Raw genomic sequence first — 19,251 nt, 5'->3', positions numbered from 1 at the left:
CAGCTTAGCTAGCGGTCAATGCATTCGAAGCCGCTTGACTCGCAACTTCGGCAGCGGATTGAACGCCCGCATTCGATGGGTTTGCACTGGCGACAGATTGGGCGGTGGCGGCATTGGAAGCCGTAGCCCGCGCAGTGGCACTAGCATCACTAGCCGTTGTCGCGGCACTCGCTGTAATTGCACCGACCGAAGCAGCATGGGAAGCAGCGTTGTTAGCATCACTTGGCCCGTTCGGTTGGCCACTAGCAGCACTGGTTGCATTCGATGCAGCATTGCTTGCAGCCGCACTAGCAGAACTAGCCGCTGAGTTAGCACTGGCGATGGCACCACTGATGGCAGTGGCGTTTGAAGCAGCATTGCTTGCAGCTACGGCAGCGGATTGAGCTAATGATGAATCGGTGGCAGCCCGTTGCGAAGCCGATTGAGCAGCGGATGCAACTGAAACGGCACTGGTTTGGGCAGCAGAAGCCACTGCGTTGGCGGATTCAGCATCCTTAGCGGCCTTAGATGCAATTGCTGAGGCCGAAGCATCAAATGGTTTTACATTTGCAGCACTAATGGCAACCGAATTAGCTGAGCTGGCGACTACGGCAGCCGAGGCGGCAGCGGTCTTCGCAGCTTGGGCTGATTGGTTCGCAGCACTCGCTTGAGCAGTCGCGATGGTGGCATCGGCGTTAGCAGAGCTAGCGGCCCGATCGGCATCGTTAGTCGTGGCAGCGATGGCTGACAACACGGCATTGTTAGGATGGGCAGCAGCAATCGAATTCGTTACCCCGGTTGCTGAAGTCGTCTGAAGCTGCGACGAACTAGTTTGGGCTGGAACCGCACTGGCCCCGCTATTTGCAACCGACGCAACCGAAGCAGCGCTGTCAGCAGCGGCTGCATTGGAAGCGGCAGCGACCGACGCACTATTGGCCCGGTCTGCGTTGGCGGTTGGATCACTTGGATTCAAGCTCGCCGCTCTAGATTGGGCGTCGTTAGTAGCCGCACTGGCCGCGTCGTTGGCAGCACTGGCCACGGCAGCGGCAGAAACAGCATCGGTAGCGGCCGAAGAAGCCACGGTCGCCTCACGATCAGCATTGGAGCGTGCAGCCACAGCAGCATCAGAAGCAGCCTTTGCACTGGCGGCTTGCTGGGCAGCGACCGCACTAGCGGACGCCGCAGTTGAATGATCACCCTTGGCAGCAGCACTAGCGGCCACCACGGCGGCGGAACTAGCGGTGCTTGCGGCAAGCTCAGCATTGGAACTAGCTGTATTAGCACTGGCGATTGCCGAACTAGCTGCAGCACTAGCGGATTGGACGGTTCCAGCAGCGGAACTCACGGTCTGATTGGCATCACTGGCAACCACGGCAGCGGATGCAGCGGTACTAGCGTCGCTAGTAACACTGGCGTCATTTGGATGGGTGGAAGCAATGGCTGCCGTAGTCGTACTTGCAGAGCTAGTGTTGTTAGCAAAGAGACTGGCGGCACTGGATGCCGTTTCCGTTGCAGAAGCGGCGCTACTTACGCCAGCTTGATCGGCGTTAGCAGCTGTAGCATTGGACTTGGCTACCGAAGCGGCACTGGATGCTTGATTAGCATCATTAGCGGCCCCGGTGGTATCTTGATCAGCAGTCGATGCAGCAGTCGATGCGACGTTAAGGGCACTGTTAACAACCCCGGCAGCAGATGCAGCCGCCGAACTAGCAGCGGTCGCGGTAGAAGCAGCATTTGATGCGGCCACCACGGCGGAACTAGCAGCACTCGTGGCGCCCTGCGCCTTTGTCACTGCGGCGGCAGCATCGCTAGCGGCTTGACTGGCCTGCCGAGCAAACCGGTCCCCAGCGGTGGTGTTGCCGGCAGCGTATGCGGAGGCGGCAGCAGCCGAAGCCGTACTGGTGGCACTGGCAGCTGAGGTCGCAATTGCATTTTGTTGACTAGCAGTGTTGGCAGCCGCATCGGCCACGGACTTAGCATTGGCAGCCGCTTGGTTGGCACTCGTGGCAAGTGAACTGGCGTTATTTACCACTGAATTAGCAGCATTCGCCACGGAGGCGGCACTACTGATGGTCGAATTCGATGGTGCTTGGGCAGCAAATTGACTAGTTTGAGCATTAGCACTGTTTGCGAGGCTAGCGGAACTGCCAGTCCCATTGTTAGCAGTGGCGGTAACCTCGGCATAGCGATCAGCATTAGCGGCATCCCCACTCGTGGTTTGAGCAAGCGGTGCAGTCACCAAAGCAGCCGAACTAGCGGCACTCGTGGCACTGGCAGCAGTCTGATTACCAGCACTTGCGGCACTCGCTGCATCGGATGGTTTAGCAGAGTTCAACGCGGTGGCAGTGCTATCGGCGCTAGCGGCGGTGCTAGCAGCAGCACTGGCGGCACTGGCAGCTTGATTTCCGGCAGTGACGGCATTGGAAGCATCAACGCCGGCTGAAGAAGCGGTGGCAGCGGCTTGACTCGCAATTGTCGCTCCAGATTGGGCCCGGGCAGCTGCAGAGGCAGCGGCACTGGCAGCACTGGATGCTAACGCACTATTGCTGGTCTTTGCTGCGGCAGCTTCAACGGCAGCGGCGGAGGCGTAGTCGCTGTTGGCAGCACGAATGTCATCATTGGCACTCGAAGCAACGGCATTGGCCGAGTTGGTAACACTGGCTGCACTTGATGCGGTTTGTGAAGCCGAACTGGCAACGCTTGCGGCCGAACTAGCAACAAAGGCGGCACTCGAGGCCTGATCAGAGGCAACGGCGAGCGAAGGATTATCTGGGTTCGCAGACGCTAGTGCAGCTGCATCCTGGGCAGCCAGGTTCGCCCCGTTGGCAGCCGAGCTAGCGGTTAGACTAGCACCGCTGGTTTGCGTGGAGCCACTGTTGGTAGCTGAACTTGCGGAACTGGTGGCACTAACGGCGTTCGAACCAGCAGTATTAGCAGCAGAAACGGTGGTCCCAGCAACCTGATTGGCACTGTTAGCACTACTGATTCCAGAAGAAATGGCACTGATGGCATCGTTAGCGGCATTGGAAGCTACTAGGGCTGCACTGGAAGCAGCAGCTTGGTCATTTGCAGCCCGTTGAGCAGCACTGGTGGCCCTTTGGGCAGCGGTGTTCGCAGCATTCGAGGCAGCGGTGGCATTCGCGAGTTCATTATCAGCAGTCGCAGCAGCGGCAGCGGCTTGACTGGCAAGGAGCGAGGCGGTTGCACCGGTCGTCCCCCTGGCAGCATCAGCATACGAATTAGCCTGGCCAGCTGCATTGGAAGCAGCCGTCGCAGCTGCATTGGCACTGGCCGTTGCAGCATCAGCGGCCGATTTGGCACTGGCGGCATCGGCGGATGCGCTGGTGGCATCGGCAGTCGCAGCATTAGCAATCGCACTAGCAGAGGCAACCGCAGAATGAGCGGAGGCGACAACCGGGTTGTTGCTATTCAGACTGTTCAAACTGTTCACCACCGTAGCGGCTGAATTAACCGCGGTGTTAGATTGGCTAGCCTGGTTAGCTGCGGAACTGGCTTGACTTGATTTCAGGGATGCATCGGTGGCGTTATTAGCAGCAGAGCCACTAATGTCAGTAGCGGAACCGGCATCAGCATTCGCACGAACGGCCGCGCTTGAAACGGCAGTCGCATAGCTAGCATCGGCAGCGGAACTAACGCTCGTGTTGGCACTTGCTAAACTAGTGGCAGCGCTACTGATTGTAGTAGTAGCCGCACTGAATGCCGTCGCAGCGGAACTAATTGAATCCGCAGCGGTTGAAGCTGCAGCGTTGGCACTCGCTGCGTTCGAAGCATCGTTGGACGCCTTCACAGCAGCAGCACTCGCAATTGCAGCCTGCTTAGCAGCGGTCACTGGATCATTGGCGTTGGCTGCAGCTGCGGCAGCGGCACTGGCACTGGCGGCAACGTCCGCATCGGAACTAGCAGCAACGTTAGCACTAGCGGCAGTCGAAGCAGCGGCACTGGCGCTGTGATTAGCTGATTGGATTGCTGAATTAGCACTGGCAGCAGTCGAACTAGCAGCAGCAACGCTGGCAGCAGCTGTAGCGGCGCTCGAGGCTGCGCTTTGTAATGATGCATTGGTTGGATTTTGACTAGCAATCGATTGAATGTAGGCTGCATTGGATTGCGCAGCACTGGCACTCGCGCTTGCATTATTCGTGGCACTTGCAACACTGCTGGAGGTGGTGCTCAATGCATTGGCATGCTCAGACGCAGAATTAGCATCTAAAGCGGCACTGGTGGCTTGACCAGCGGCAACGCTATTCGCAGAAATGGCGCTGCTGATTGCTTCCGCATTACTTTGGGCGTTCTTAGCAGCACTCGCAGCGACACTCGCTGTTGATGAATCACTAGCGGCTTGATTCGATGCAGACTTAGCTGAAGCGGCGGCACTCGAGGCGTTGGCTTCAGCAGTTGACGCATCAGCATTAGCAGCATCTGCGGAAGCAGTGGCGGCACTAATTGCCTTTGAGTCATAGGACTTAGCACTAGCAAGGCTGGCAACGGTTGCATTAGCAGCAGCAGCCGATGCATTAGCGGTCGAAGCCGTATTTGCAGCATCCGCGGCAGATTTGGCAGCAGTGCTGGCATCATTAGCGGCACTGGCGGCATTTGAACTGGCAGTGGAAGCAGCAACACTCGCCTGATTTGCGCTATTTACAGCACTACTAATCGCTGAATTGCCAGCATTCGCACTATCATTGGCAATTGAATTCACCACTTGCGCAGCGGAACTAGCCACTTGGGCTGATGAGGTTGTTTGCGCATTCGACGATTGGGCACTGGCATTCGCACTCGCTGCCGTTTGGGCATACCGATCGGCATTGCTAGAATGGGCAGCGGTGGCATCCGTTGCATTGGCGGCCCGGTCGACACTCAACGAGGCATTGGATGAATCCAAAATTGCGGCTCTAGATTGAGCAGATGATGCAGCTGAACTCCCAGCAGACGCAGCCTGATTGGCAGCATCGGCAGCATTCGAAGCATTGACCGCTGCGTTGGAAGCGGTTGTGGATTGCATAGCAGCTTCATTATTAGCGGCGTTAGCCGTGCTAGCGGCATTTGAAGCGGTATCAGCTTGATCAGCAGCTTCAACACTCGCTGAGGAAGCTGCCGTTGAATCACCCTTGGCAGCAGCGCTAGCAGCAACACTCGCCGCGCTTGAAGCCAAGTTAGCAGCATTGGATGCCGCTGATCGAGCGGATTCAGCAGTTGAACTAGCGGTGGATGCAGCTGCACTAGCCGATTGGGCCACACTATTGGCACTCGAAGCCACTGCACTTTCACTTGATGCAACCGATGATGCCGAGTTAGCAGCTGCTACGTTGGCAGCAATTGATGCATCCGAAGCGTTATCATTCAGTGCTGATTGGGCAATCGATTGAGCGCTCCCCGCATTCGAAGCAGCACGACTAGTGACCACCGAAGCACTAGCAGCTGCAGAAGAAGAGATGGCAGCATTGGAAGCATCATTAGCGGCCCCTGAACTATGTTGGCCAGCATTTGAGCCAGCGTTGGCAGCCGAACTAGCGTATTGACTAGCCTTCGAAGCATTATCAGATGCACCAGATGCATCTGCATTCGCATGGTTGATTGCATCCGTAGCACTAGCGACCATTGAATTGGTAGCACTAGCCGCACTGGAAACGGTAGCAGCAGCGCTAGCAGCCCTAGCAGCAGCTGAGGATCCGGCTGCTACCTGTGCATCGGCGGCACTACTTGCGGTTTGAGCATTATTTTTATCCTGATTAGCAACGTTTTGAGCGGTCTGGGCAACCCGTTCAGCTGATTGGGCAGAAGCTAAGTTGCCGGCACTGGCGTAGGAATGCGCCACACTGGCAGCAGAAGCAGCAGTTGAGCTTTGCGTATTGGCGTCACTGGCAGCCGAGCGAGCAGCACTCGCATATGAACTAGCGGCAACGCTCGCTGAATTTGCAGCGCTGGAAGCATCAGTGGCATCACTCGATGCAAGCGAAGCAGCATTTGCAATGCTATTTACGGAACTAGCCGTTGAGTTCGCGATTGCATTGTCCGGATAGGCATTGCTTAAGCTATTAGCAGCATTGGATGCACTGGCCACTGACCCCATCGATTGAGCAGCTTGACTGGATGAGACACTGGTAGCGCTAGCGTGATCGGCAGCGGAACTAGCGGCGCGATCAGCACCACTCGATGCATTCGATGCCGCATTAGAAGCATCAGAAGCAGCACTTGCCGCATTCGATGCCGCAGTATTAGCATCACTTGCAGCCTTAGAAGCCCCACCGGTAACCGAGTTAATGTAATCATTAGCCGATTGAACGGCTGAATTAGCACTGGCGGCCGTACTTGCCGCATTCGATGCGGTAGTCGATGCACTAACCGCGGTTGAAGCAGCGCCACTAGCATCGTTGTTGGCACTGGTAGCATCACTTGCCGCAGTATTCGCGGTCATTGCAGCAGCGCTGGCAGCACTAGCGGCACTGGATGCTGCCGATTGGTTACCAGCAGCTGCGTATGAAGCTGCCGCCTTAGATTGAGTGGCAGCAACGTTGGCTGCGGAGCTAGCAACGTTGTTAGCAGAGGCCGCCTTTGCATTGTCGCTATCAGCCTGACTCTTTGCAGCTTGGGCAGCACTATTCGCAGCCGAAGCAACCCCCGCTGCGGAACTAACGGTGGAAGCAGCGTTCTTGGCAGCCGTTGCGGCATTCGCAATCGAAGCATTGCCAGCGTTTTCAGCAGCTAGCGATTGAACGTTATCGTTAGCACTCGCTGCAGCTGAATTAACGGAACTGGCAGATTGATTAGCATTAGCAGTGTTAGCAGCATTCGTGTCGGTAGCACTGGCGCGGGCGGAAGCATTGGAGGCGCCATTTGAAGCCCCATTAGCAGCACTGGATGCGGCATTGGATGCATCGGCAGCTTGTGAATTAGCGGTGCTGCCCTTACTGTTGACCAGGCTAGTTGCAACTGAATTGGCATTACTATTTGCAACACTCGCATCATTAGCAGCGGTGCTGGCAGCAGTTGAATTAGCAGCAACGGTTGATTCCGCTGCAGATGCAGTTTGTTGTGCAGCACTGGCGGTCTGGCCAGCGGAACTAGCAATCGCCATTTGACTTTGTGCGATACTAGTATATGACTGTGCAGCACTAGCTGCAGATGAAGCCTTCGTTGGATCAGATGCAGCATATAATGCAGCAATACTGGATTGCTGGCTAGCAGCGAAGAATGCACTATTCGCAGCCGTTTTAGCATTTTGGGCCGCACTATTGGCAGCGTCAGCATCTCCCTTGGCGGACTGCGCAGTACTATTAGCGGTTGACCCAGCAGTAGCGGCAGCTGCAGCACTAGCAGCGGCATTCGATGCCTTAGTCTGGTCACTTTGAATCGTAGCGTTATCCGAATAGAGACTCGCAATGCTTGCGGTCGTGGATGCATTCGAGCTAGCAGTCGTATAATTACTGCTGATCTGACTATTTTCAGCATCCGCTTTGGACGCATGCGAATCGGTGTCAGAAGCGGCGGAGCTGGTGTTGTTGATCGTATTCACAGTCGCTAGTGAATTTAACGCACCGGCTTGGATGGCCGCTGATTGTTCATCAGCAATGGCCTTAGAAGCCGCTTGAACCCCGTTATTGTTAATTGATGAAATCGCAGCTGAATAAGCGGATGCTTGACTAGCAGCTGAAGCGGCGTTCGATGCATAGCTAGCAGTTTTTGAATTCACCGCACTTTGGGCACTAGGTCCAGAGGCACTCGCGAACGTATTGGCAGTACTTGATGCCAAGCCAACATACGAATTAGCGGCACTGGCGGCAGCAAATGCATTTGAAATCGCTGCACTAGCCGCGGCACTGGCCGATTGAGCGGATGCTGATTGCTTGGATGCATCGGCGTTCAAACTATTTAGCGCACTCGAAGCTGAATTAACGGCACTGGCATAGCTAACGTTAGATTTCATTGCACTACTGTCATTAGCAAGGGAGCTAGCAGTGCTAGCATAGCTATTCACTACGGACGAGGCAGAAGCAGCAGCACTGGAGTACGAGCTAGCGCTACTCGTGATTGAATCGATCGGGATCTGGGATGCATATGAATTAGCAAGTACCGCCTGACTATTTGCGGAACTAGTGGATGCACCAGTCGTGCTAGGGATGGAAGCGTTGTCCGTAATGGTCCCAGAGGCAGTCGTAGAATTATTAGTGATTGCCCCAGTGGCAGGGTTATGCGTTTGATTAGTCGTGACAGTTCCACCATTGGAATTACTGATTTCAGTACTATTGTTAGTAACGCCGTATTGAGCAGTCACCTTAACACTAGTAGGCAATGTGGTAACCGCATTTAACGGCCGGGCAAACTTATAGGTATAGACCCCGTCACCCTGACTTTGAAATGCAGAAACTGGGATTGCGACCGTATATGCATTCCGGTAGTCAGAATCACTACCATTGCCAGGTGCTTGATCAGAATCGGTTAACATCGTTTTGCTACCCGTTTCGGAATCTGGCGTTTCATCAATATCATTAGTTGCTACCCGCACATAAACAGTGCCACTAGTATCAGAAACGTTATTCAATTGTAGCGTCGTATTAACATCGAACTTAGAAGCGGCACTATCATCGTGAGCTAAGTTGGTCGAACCGGTAATGAAGACGGTCGGAACTCCATTAAATGCGAGATACTTAGATGCGCTGTTTTGAAATGGATTCAACGTTTGATCGGCTACCTGTTTTCCACTGACATCATAAACCGTCATTAAGGCATTATTTTGTTTGATGCTAATCATGTATTGGGGCTTAGAATCAGTCTTATCATCCAAGGTTCCCTGAACTGCATACGCAGTGATGTTTCCAGGATTTTGGAACATGTTTCCGACTCCCTTGCCACCCTGGTCATTATTAAGACCATTTAGGCTAAAGAGAACTCTACTTCCAGGGTTATTGATAACCACAGTCCCACCATTATAGAGTAGGTTCATTGATTGGTTAGTACTTTTCCCGTCAGTATAAATCTCTAAATTCCCACGACCCTTAACATTTAGGTTTCCACCAACGGAAATAAGATTGCCACCAAAATTAGTTAGGTTACTGGTTCCATGGGCAATGAGATACCCATCATTTTGGACGTTAACGTTCCCGTTCAGATTAACCGGAGCTCCATTAGCAGAATTACCATCCATTTCAACATCTAACGTTCCACCACTAATGTTAACGGTAGAACCAGTCGCTGTAGAAATTGCCGTATTTCTACTATTGCCGCTTGCAATCCCAGGTTTAATCGTTAAGTTAGCACCTGGATTAATATTTAGGTTACTTGATGAATTCATAAGAACTAACCCTTCATTAACACTAGCAGAAGCCCCATTAGCACCGACGTTTTCACCACTAGTACCATTAGGAATCAGTACCATATGTGAACCATCATTAAGGGTTAAACTCCCACTAAGTTCAATTACATTCCCATTGTTAGTCGTTCCATAATAACTAGCGCCCTTTAATAACTGCATACTAGCAGTTTGAATATTTTGCTGATTAGAAGCAATTGTCACATAGTTATTTTTATATGGACTAGTATATGAAGCCTCACTCAAAGCATTCACAGTCCCATCAATTGTTAACATCACTCCTGCGTTAGTTGAATTAAAGAGTTGTGACCCCTCGAAGTTAATGTTACGCATGATCATGTTCCCGCTGGTGGATCCCTGCATATTAATCGGACCATAATAATCATATGCGTATTCTTTCCGCATATTTTCAACGGTAATTGAATTAGTAAAATTAATAATTCTAGTCGTATAACCAAAATCGACCACGTGGTTTTGCCCATTAAAAATTAAATTAACACTGTTATTTGAACTATACGATAAATAATTTTGATTGCCCATATTAATATCAGCAGTAAACCGCAGTTCGTGGGTCCCACTTTGGTTATAAGTAGTATTAACGAAATTATTATAATTATTATATGCATTCGTACTGTCAACAAAGACAATCCCCTGGTTATTGACCTTATTGGCCACATCGTTATATCCGTAGGTATAAGCATTCGTTTGTGGTGTTTTTAAAGCACTAACACTAAAGATATTGCCTCTTTGGTTACTACTAATTGCAGCAGTTGCTCCCTGATAAGCCTGGGTGTAAGGGTTATTACTAGTGCCACTTGCGCTAAATACCGTAGAACCATTCAATCCGTTCCACCGGCCGGTTTCAGCATCATAGGCCCCCTGCCGACTCAACAGGAAGTCGACGGCGTAGTTGTAAGCAAGGCTTTGATCAGGAGCCGCAGTGTTAATCCCAGTCCCAGCTAAGTTGCCAGCAGCGGAAGATTGTACATCTAATCCAGAAGTAGCTTGAGCACTGTCACTTGGTGAATTGACCACCTGTGCCTTCTTCGCTAAATCTACCGAACCGCTCGTTTGACTGGTGGTGTTCGTATTAGATCCATAAGCATCCGCACCGGAAAGGGTTCCGACACCGGAGTTAGCACTACTATAGGTCGTGAAAGCATTAATGGTTGCATTGTACCCATTTAAGTAAAAAACGTTGCTAGCGGCAAACGAATCGGTCTTATCATCGGCCGACTTTAAATCATCAGAATGCAGTGAGTTCCAGGCAGCCACAGCACCAGCATTGGCGGCGTAGTAAGCTTGCAAGCCACTATTAAATGCACTGTCATTAACACTGTTAGCTGAAGAGCCAGTTAATGCAGCGGATGAAGCGGCTGCAAACCCACTGCTAAATGCGGTGTGGTATGAATTATAAGCACTGCTTGCATCAGCAATTGCACTGGCAACCGCGGAATCATTGCTATCGCTATTAGCGTATGACGAACCGTTTTGAGCAGCGGCATAGGCAGCTGAATAAACGGAGCTATACACCGAACTATCTGATCCGGAAGAATTATCACCCATCCGATCATCTAAGCCATCATCGGCATCCAATAACGAAACGCTTGCGGCAGAGGCATTATATTTGGTCACCCCCGCATTGAAGTTAGCATCATTATTACCTGAGAGCGTGGTCCCAGCTAACGCAGCGGATTCAGCGGCCGCAAACCCGGCACTAACTTCAGCACTGGCCGAAGCACTAGCTGAGGCATTACTATCAGTACTACTTGAGGTCCCCGAAGCAGCATCGTTGCTTGCGGAACCACTTGAAGCCGTACTGCTATTTGAGGCACTACTGCTCCCGCCGTTAGAGTTAGCGGCCTGATCGTTAGCGCTACTACTTACTGCCGTTGAACTAACAGAATGATTATCGGTACTGTTAGTGGAACTGGTCATTGACTGATCATTGGCACTGCCGTTAGTGTTCGTCTGACTAGCACTGCTGGTATTCGTAGCATTGGCGGACGACTTAACATCAGAACTGGACGGTGCGTTACTAGTCGTGTCGACAGTCCCACTACCACTACTGGAGATAGTTGCATCAGTATTAGTGTTACTAGTGGCAGCAGGTGTACTATTAGTCACATCCGTCCCGCTCGATGCAGAAACCGACGGACTGCTGCTTCCAGCATCAGTTGATTGCCCACTGGCACTAGTTGATCCCTGTGAGTTAGCATTAGCAGTATTTGTAACGTCTGCACTTGCATTCGTGGTCCCATCAGTGAAGACCGCACCCCCACCAAGGAGGGCCAACATAGATAGTGATACAACCACCCATTGTTTCTTTACTTTTTTAAGTACTTTTTTATCGTTTACTTTATGAAATTGTGATTTATTATAAAGCATTTGGACATCTCCCTAATCCAATCATATTTTACGATACTTAGTGTAACATTTATTAGCGTACTTATCATGAATTTATCATCAAAAAAAGGTAATTAAAATGGACTTAAATTCCAATTTAATTACCTTTTTTAGTATTAAATAAACTTAACGAATTTCTTGTTACTGGTAATGTACTTACCATTGCCAATGTAGAATCGTGTGATTCCCTTGTACTTAACAATTCGGTTCACGGTTAACTTCGTTCCCTGCTTAACGTGGGTCGAAGTCGCCCGGTTGAACTTAGTGGCCGCATGGATTCGAATTCCGCGGTCATTGATCACCCGAACCTGCTTCGTCGTTGGCGTGCTTTGGTAGTAGGTATTCACAATGTACTTGCGGTTAGCAGTAATGTAGCCGCTGTACTTGTTTGTATCCTTACCATCAAGGAGGGCCTTAACGTGGTAGCGAACCAACCCGGACTTAGAAATCGTTACCCGGTCGATCCGGTATTGGATGGCCTTCGTCCGTGGTTGCTTCTTATGCAATGCCTTCCGCAGCGCCTTATTAAACGTAGCGGATTGATAGGAGTAAATAGCATCCTTCGCATAGATATACCGTGGGTACTTAGCCAGCTGAGCATTGTAAGCCTTCAGGTACCCATCCCGGTAACCCTTAGATCGTTGCTTCAACGAACCAACGGCAAGGTAACCAGTGGCAGCCCGTTGCTTCCCAAGCTTAACCTGTTGCTTGTAGCCAGCATAACCGGCACTCACACCCATTGCATAGGCCTGGTCATACTGACTAGCATCACTTGCGAGTGCGGCAGGTTTTTTACCATTATAACCAGCGGCACTCCCAGCCAGGTAGCCGGTCCGCCCAGCAACGTAGGCACTATCCGTAGCCAATTCTTGATCATTGGTCTTTGCCTTAGCATCATTGACTCCCTTTAGGAAGTTATCATTTTCAACCGCACTGGTGCTGGAACTAGAACTAGTTGCCGTTGAAGAGGCAGCTGAAGAATTCGTACTTGCAGCAGATGAGGCAGTCGAAGCTGAAGTTGCTGATGACTGGGTCGCACTGGTTGGAAGCAGTGAACTAGCAGCTTGATTAGCGCTACTAATAAAGCTAGTTGCGCTTCTGACCGTGCTAGCAGCACTAAGCGCCTGACTAGCAGCAGAACTGGCAGTGGAACTGGCAACACTAAACATGCTCAACGCACTCGATGCGGTGTTTGCAGCACTTACGGCCGCTGCAGAGTAGCCATTGAATAATGCAGCATAACTATCACCAAGCGCATAACTACCAGCAGCATAGGCGTTCGAAGCCGCCGTAAACGCACTGGCAGCACTGGAACGCGCACTAACCGCCGTTGAGTTCGCACTTGTCACGACCGCTGCGGCACTATTCGCCTGACTAGTGGCTAGCACTGCTTGGCTAGCGGCTCGATCAGCAACGATACTGGCTGAATTCACGATCACGTTCGCGCTGTGGGCCTGACTGTTCAATGCTGATAATTGCGCATTAGATGGGTTTGCAGCTTGGTAGGAACTTAGCTTGCCAACGGTGACGATGGCAACACTGTGGTCACTACTAATCTGGCTAACTGCGGATTGGGCAACTGAACCGTAGTTGTAACCACTAGCGGTGTTCGCACTGAACTGAGCCGTGTTGGCACTAATTTGGCTGCCAACTGAATTCAACGCCTGACTATTGGTCGTTAGCGATTTGAGGCCCGCCCCGGCACTAGCAATCGTTGCAACTTGGCTAGCATTTTGCCGAACCAACGTCGCAGCGGTGCTGGCAATTACGGTCACGGATGCAGCCACCGCTGCATAACTAGCCGCAGCTTGACTGGCCATTGATGCAACCTGACTATTTTGCCGGGCAATTGCAGCTTGTCCCGAAGCCGCACTCGCAGCTTCAGAGGCCGCCTGACTATAAGCGGCAGCACTTTGTACGTTCCCCAAAGCAGCATAACTATTCGCCATTGAGGCGTTGCTTGCATTCACTTGGGCGTAGCTAGTTGCCCCATCACGAGCAGCAGTGGCAGCACTGGCCGCTTGACTGGCGCGGGCTAATTCTGATTGAGCAGCAGTATTGGCACTCACAACGGTTGCTGCAGCACTACTTGCTACCACTGAAGCAGAATTAGTCGCATTGATGGCGGCACTCATGCCAGGCGCAGTCGCATTGGAGTTAGCAATTGCACTCGCAACTGCTGCAATGCTAGTGACGCTTTGAGCAACCTGTTGAACGGTCGTAGCAGCACTATTAGCAAGCGATGCGGATGATTGCGTATGGTTTGCGAACTGTTGATTCCCATTGTAATCACGGTTTGCTCCAGCAGCAGCCGAAGCAGCATCATTCGTGGCAGCACTAGCAATTACCCCCGCACTCGCCACGCCACTATTCGTATCACGACTAGCTTGGGCAGCGGATGCTGCACTGCGGAATGCATTGGCAGCAAAATCACTCGCAGCAACAGCTGAATTAAATGCATCCAGCGCACTTTGTTGGGCCCGTTCAGCATCAGCACGAGCAGATTTAACCGCTGTGGAGGCTGAAGCAGCAGCCGTTTCCTTTTCAATTGCAAGGCTGGTCATTGCAGAAGCGGTTTCTGGATCATTGTTTTGCGCAGCTGATAATGCTTGCACCGCATAGGAACTAGCGGCAGCACTGGCGGCACTGGCGGCCTGAGTTTGTTGAGCCGCAAGCGAGTTCGCTGCACTCACCGCTTGACTCGCCTTAGCGGCAGCATCAGCAGCAGCATGCGCAGCGCTAACTGCAGAATGCGCAACTGAGGCGGCACTAAGCACCGTTTGGTTTTGCGATTGACTAGCTAGGACTGAATCAATTGACTGCGCATTCGTAGCAGCACTATTGGCATTGACGATTGCAGCGCTCGAGGCGCCATTGACAACGCTTGATGCGCTAACGATTCCTTGTAAATCACCATCAGCAGCCCCAGAAGCCTGCTTAGCATTTTGCGCAGCTTGGGATGCCCGTTGGGCGCTAGAACTAGCATTAAAACCATCCGCTAATAATTGGGCGTCACCCACGGCAGAATTGGCCTGGGCAATTGCGGCAGCGACTGATTGAGCAGCGCTAATTGCGACCTGGGCATAGCTTGACGCCGCAACGCTTGCTGATGAAGCAGCCTGGCTGTGCTGTTGAGCAAGCGCCGCTTCGCTAGCTGCGGATTGAGCAGCATCCGCAGCAGCCTGACTGGCAGCAGCGGCACTATCTTCAGCCCCCTGAGCCGTATAGCTATTGGCAAGGGCGGCGTTATCAGCATTCAACTGCGCGTAACTACTTGCAGCAGCGCGGGCAGTATTAGCCGCACTAGCAGCAGTGCTAGCCGTGGTTAATTCAGCTTGGGCGGCTGCATTCGCGGAACTAGCGGTGGTATTAACTGCACTGGCGGTGCTAAACGCTGCACTGGCGTGTGCAATTGCTGAATCCATCCCAGCTACGTTTGGATGCTTGGTAGCAATCGAATTAACGGCAACGGAAGCAGACTGCGTCATTGTAACCGCACTGGCAGTTACGGAAGCAGCACTGGTGGCTAATGAAACTGAGGAGCTCACGTGGTTGTTTTCAGTGGCGGTTCCACTATAATCGCGGTTGGCCCCGGAAGCAGCCACACTAGCGGCAATTGCAGCGGAACTAGCGATTGCGACATCACTAGCAACACTGGCGGTGTTCTTACCGGCAGCAGTCGCTGCAGATTGGGCACTTTGCAGTGCGGTTGCAGCGGCTTGGTCCGCAGCACTGGCGGCCGTTGAAGCAGCCACCGCACTTTGTTGGGCGCGTTGCGCATCCGCCATAGCGGAAGCCACGGCAGCGGAAGCGACACTGGCAGCCGTTTCTTGCACGATCGCATCACTGGTCATGGCAGCCGCTGTTTTTGAATCATTATTCTTCGCAGCGGATGCAGCCTGGGCAGCATAGGAGCTTGCGGCATCGCGAGCGGCATTGGCCACTTGCGTTTGGTGGTCAGCAACGCTGCTGGCTGCTGCTACTGTTTGGCCCGCTTGGGCAGCGGCTTGATTAGCAGCACTGGCTTGGCTAACTGCAACAGCAGCTGCGGTCGCAGCACTGACGATGGCCTTGTTTTGTGAATGACTGGCAAGGATCGTATCCAATGCCTGGGAGTTCGCAATTGCGCTAGCGGCGGTTTGACTGGTAGCACTGGCAACGGCAGCCACTGCATTTGAAACTGAAGCGATGGCTTGGCTATCGCTTCCAGCTGAACTAGCAGCCTGAGTGGCATTATCAGCGGCTTGCGATGCCCGTTGGGCGCTCACATTCGCATTGAAGCCATCGGCTAGTCGTTGGGCATCGTCCACAGCGGACTGTGCCTGTGCAACTGCAGCAGTCACGGATTGGGCAGCAGCAGTAGCAACCTGGGCATAGCTTGATGCAGAAACGTTTGCCGATGAAGCAGCCTGGCTATTTTGTTGGGCGATTGTCGCCTGACTAGCGGCCGACAATGCAGCCGCATGGGCAGCTTGGCTATGGAATTCAGCACTGGCTTCGTTGCCCTGCAAAGCATTTTGTTTAGCAAGTGCGGCATGGTCAGCATTGACCTGGGCGTAGCTACTTGCGGCAGCGCGGGCAGCATCAGCAGCACTGGCAGCTTGACTGGCCTTCGTTAATTCGACTTGGGCAGCAGAATTAGCTGCAGTAACGACCTGGTGGGCGGAATCAGCAACTGAAGCAGCGGCACTCGCACTGGCCACCGCAGAATCCATCCCAGCTACGCTGGAGTAATTAGCAGCAATTGCGTCCACCGTAGTAACGGCTGAGCTAATGGTGCCGCTAGCCGTTGCAACCGCGCTGATCGCACTAGTAGTCACTGAAGCAGCCGAAACGGTGTGCTCAGTCGCACTTGGGCCCCCACTGTAATCCTGGTTAGCGCCAGATGCAGCAACGCTGGCGGCACTGGCAGCCGAACTAGCGGTGGCCACATCACTAGCCACGCTCCAGTTATTCATTTCGGCACTTGCTGCTGCAGAGTGGGCACTTTGCAATGCGTTGACAACAGCATCATTTGCAGCACTCGCAGCAGTGGATGCAGCAATCGCACTTTGTTGGGCTCGTTCAGCGTCCGCACGAGCGGCTGCAACAGCCGAAGCGGCGGCACTAGCCGAAGCTGCTTGAGTGATCGCAAGACTCGTCATGGCTGACGCGGTCTCTGGATCATTGTTCTTAGCAGCGCTGGCGGCTTGTTGCGCAGCGGAACTAGCTGCATCCCGAGCATCATTTGCGACCTTAGTCTGTTGATCGGCAACTGAGCTAGCGGCAGCAGCGATGTGGCTCGCTTGAGTAGCTGCTTGACTAGCAGTATTGGCCTGAATGACTGCTGATTGGGCAGCGCTCGCAGCACTTATCACTGCTTGATTCTGACCGTTACTTGCCAAGATGGCATCAACGGCTTGTGAGTTTGCAGCGGCGCTGGCCGTGTAATCATTTACGGCAGCTGAAGCCGTCTCAACCTGCTGCGATGCACTCGTGATGGCTTGACTATCCAGTGCAGCGGAACTGGCAGCCTGGGATGCATTTTCAGCAGCCTGGGCGGCCTGTTGCGCAATTGAATTAGCGTTGAAGCCATCCGCTAATAATTGGGCATCGCCAACGGCGGAAGTGGCTTGCGCGATTGCACTGGCAGCAGCTTGGGCGGCATCGGTCGCCGTCTTAGCAGCAGCTTGAGCAGCAACGCTAGCAGATGAAGCCACTTGACTATTTTGCTGGGCAATTGCAGCTTGGCTCATTGCTGCAGAAACTGCCTCAGCGGCAGCTTGACTATGGAACGCTGCACTGGCTTCGTTCCCCTGGGTAGCATAGCTATTCGCAAGCGCAGCATGGTCGGCATTGACCTGGGCGTAGCTGCTTGCAGTCGCAAGGGCAGCATCAGCAGCACTGGCAGCATCGCGGGCCTGCGTTAACTCAGTCTGGGCCACTGCATTAGCAGAAGATGCCACCGCATTGGCTGAATCAGCGGTATTAACAGCGGCATTCGCGTTGGCAATGGCGGAGTCCATCCCGGCCACGTTCGGATGTTGCGTGGCAATTGAGGCGACCGTTTCGAAAGCGGACTGCGTCGATGTTTGCGCAGTTGAGGTCGTCGCAAACGCACTCGCAGTGACAGCAGCGGCTGCACTGGCGTGGTTGCTTTCACTGGCGGTCCCACTGTAGTCGCGGTTCGCACCGGAGGCAGCAACGCTGGCAGCGTTCACTGCGTCACTAGCTTGCGCAACATCACTAGTTACCGTTTGGCTGATACGTTCAGCATTCGCTGCTGCTTCGCTAGCACTTTGGACTGCATCGCTAGCAGCAGTATTGGCAGATTGAGCCGCAGTAACAGCATCTAATGCCTGTTGGTGAGCTCGTTCGGCATCAGCGCGGGCTGATTTAACAGCATCGGATGCGGAACTGGCTAACGTTGCCTGCGCAATTGCGGAACTGGTCATTGCTGACGCCGTTTCCGGATCATTGTTCTGTGCAGCTGAAGCAGCTTGGCTAGCAGCAGAACTGGCAGCATCGCGGGCCGCATTGGCAACCGCAGTTTGTTGATCAGCAACCGAACTGGCGTTAGCAGCGGTTTGGACTGCTTGGGATGCGGCGTGGGTCGCAGCTTGCGCCTGACTAACCGCAGCTTGGGCAGCGCTCGCAGCACTGACCACCGCTTGGTTTTGGGCGTTGCTGGCTAAGATGGCATCAACTGCTTTGGAATTGCTTACGGTCGCAGCCGCATTTTGGTCGGCAACCGTTGATGCGGAATCAATCGTCTGAGCAGCACTAGTAATTGCTTGGCTATCAACGGCAGCGGAACTAGCGGCCTGTTTAGCATCTTCTGCAGCCTGGGCGGCCCGTTGCGCACTGGAGTTGGCGTTGAAACCATCCGCTAATAGTTTAGCATCGTCTACCGCAGCGGTAGCTTGATCCACCGCACTGGAAGCGGCAACTGCAGCATCACTGGCAACCTTAGCGTAACTTGCAGCAGCCTCACTGGCAGTGGATGCTGATTGGCTGTTTTGGCTGGCAATGACTGCTTGGGCTTCAGCAGAAGCAGCAGCATCGTGGGCGGCTTGACTTGCAGAAGCGGCGCTAGCTTCATTCCCCTGGGCAGCGTAGCTATTAGCAAGGGCTGCATTTTCGGCATTCACCTGGGCATAACTACTTGCTGCATCGCGGGCGCTATTGGCAGCACTCGTGGCCTGACTAGCATTAGTTAGCTCAACTTGAGCGGCCGAGTTAGCGGATGTAGCGGCAATGTTTGCAGAACTAGCGGTGCTAAATGCAGCACTGGCGTGGGCAATCGCTGAGTCCATCCCAGCCACGTTTGGATGCTGCGTCGCAATCGAACTAACTGCGTTAACGGCGGAACTAGTGGTATTAACAGCACTAGCGGTAACGTCTGAAGCACTAGCAGTGATGGAAGTGGCTGAGTTAGCAACCCCACTGTAGGCCTGGTCAGCACCGGAAGCAGCCACGCTCGCAGCACTAGCGGCAGCATTGGCATTGGCAACATCACTTGCCACGCCGCCGTTCATGTTCCCAGCATTCGTGGCAGCCGA

2 protein-coding genes are annotated in these 19,251 nt (G+C 53.1%); both read right to left on the bottom strand.

From position 1 onward, the window contains the following. Positions 1-4: 4 nt before the first annotated feature. Positions 5-11,692 (bottom strand): hypothetical protein, encoded by an 11,688-nt coding sequence (locus MOO44_RS04320; RefSeq protein ID WP_260117187.1) that lies wholly within the window; start codon positions 11,690-11,692, stop codon positions 5-7. 134 nt (positions 11,693-11,826) lie between these two features. Next, entirely contained in the window at positions 11,827-19,227 is a 7,401-nt protein-coding gene (locus tag MOO44_RS04315) for a DUF5776 domain-containing protein (RefSeq protein WP_260117186.1), read from the bottom strand. Between the last annotated feature and the right edge of the window lie 24 nt (positions 19,228-19,251).

This window comes from Nicoliella spurrieriana (assembly GCF_023380205.1).
In the GTDB taxonomy this organism is placed as follows: Bacteria; Bacillota; Bacilli; order Lactobacillales; family Lactobacillaceae; genus Nicoliella; species Nicoliella spurrieriana.
The sequence above is the reverse complement of the archived record's forward strand: the minus strand, read 5'-3'. Positions and strand labels throughout refer to the sequence as shown.

Excerpts from the sequence above, each read along its gene's own strand:
- MOO44_RS04315 (WP_260117186.1), bottom strand. The coding sequence starts at position 19,227 with ATGAACGGCGGCGTGGCAAGTGATGTTGCCAATGCCAATGCTGCCGCT.
- MOO44_RS04320 (WP_260117187.1), bottom strand. The coding sequence starts at position 11,692 with ATGCTTTATAATAAATCACAATTTCATAAAGTAAACGATAAAAAAGTA.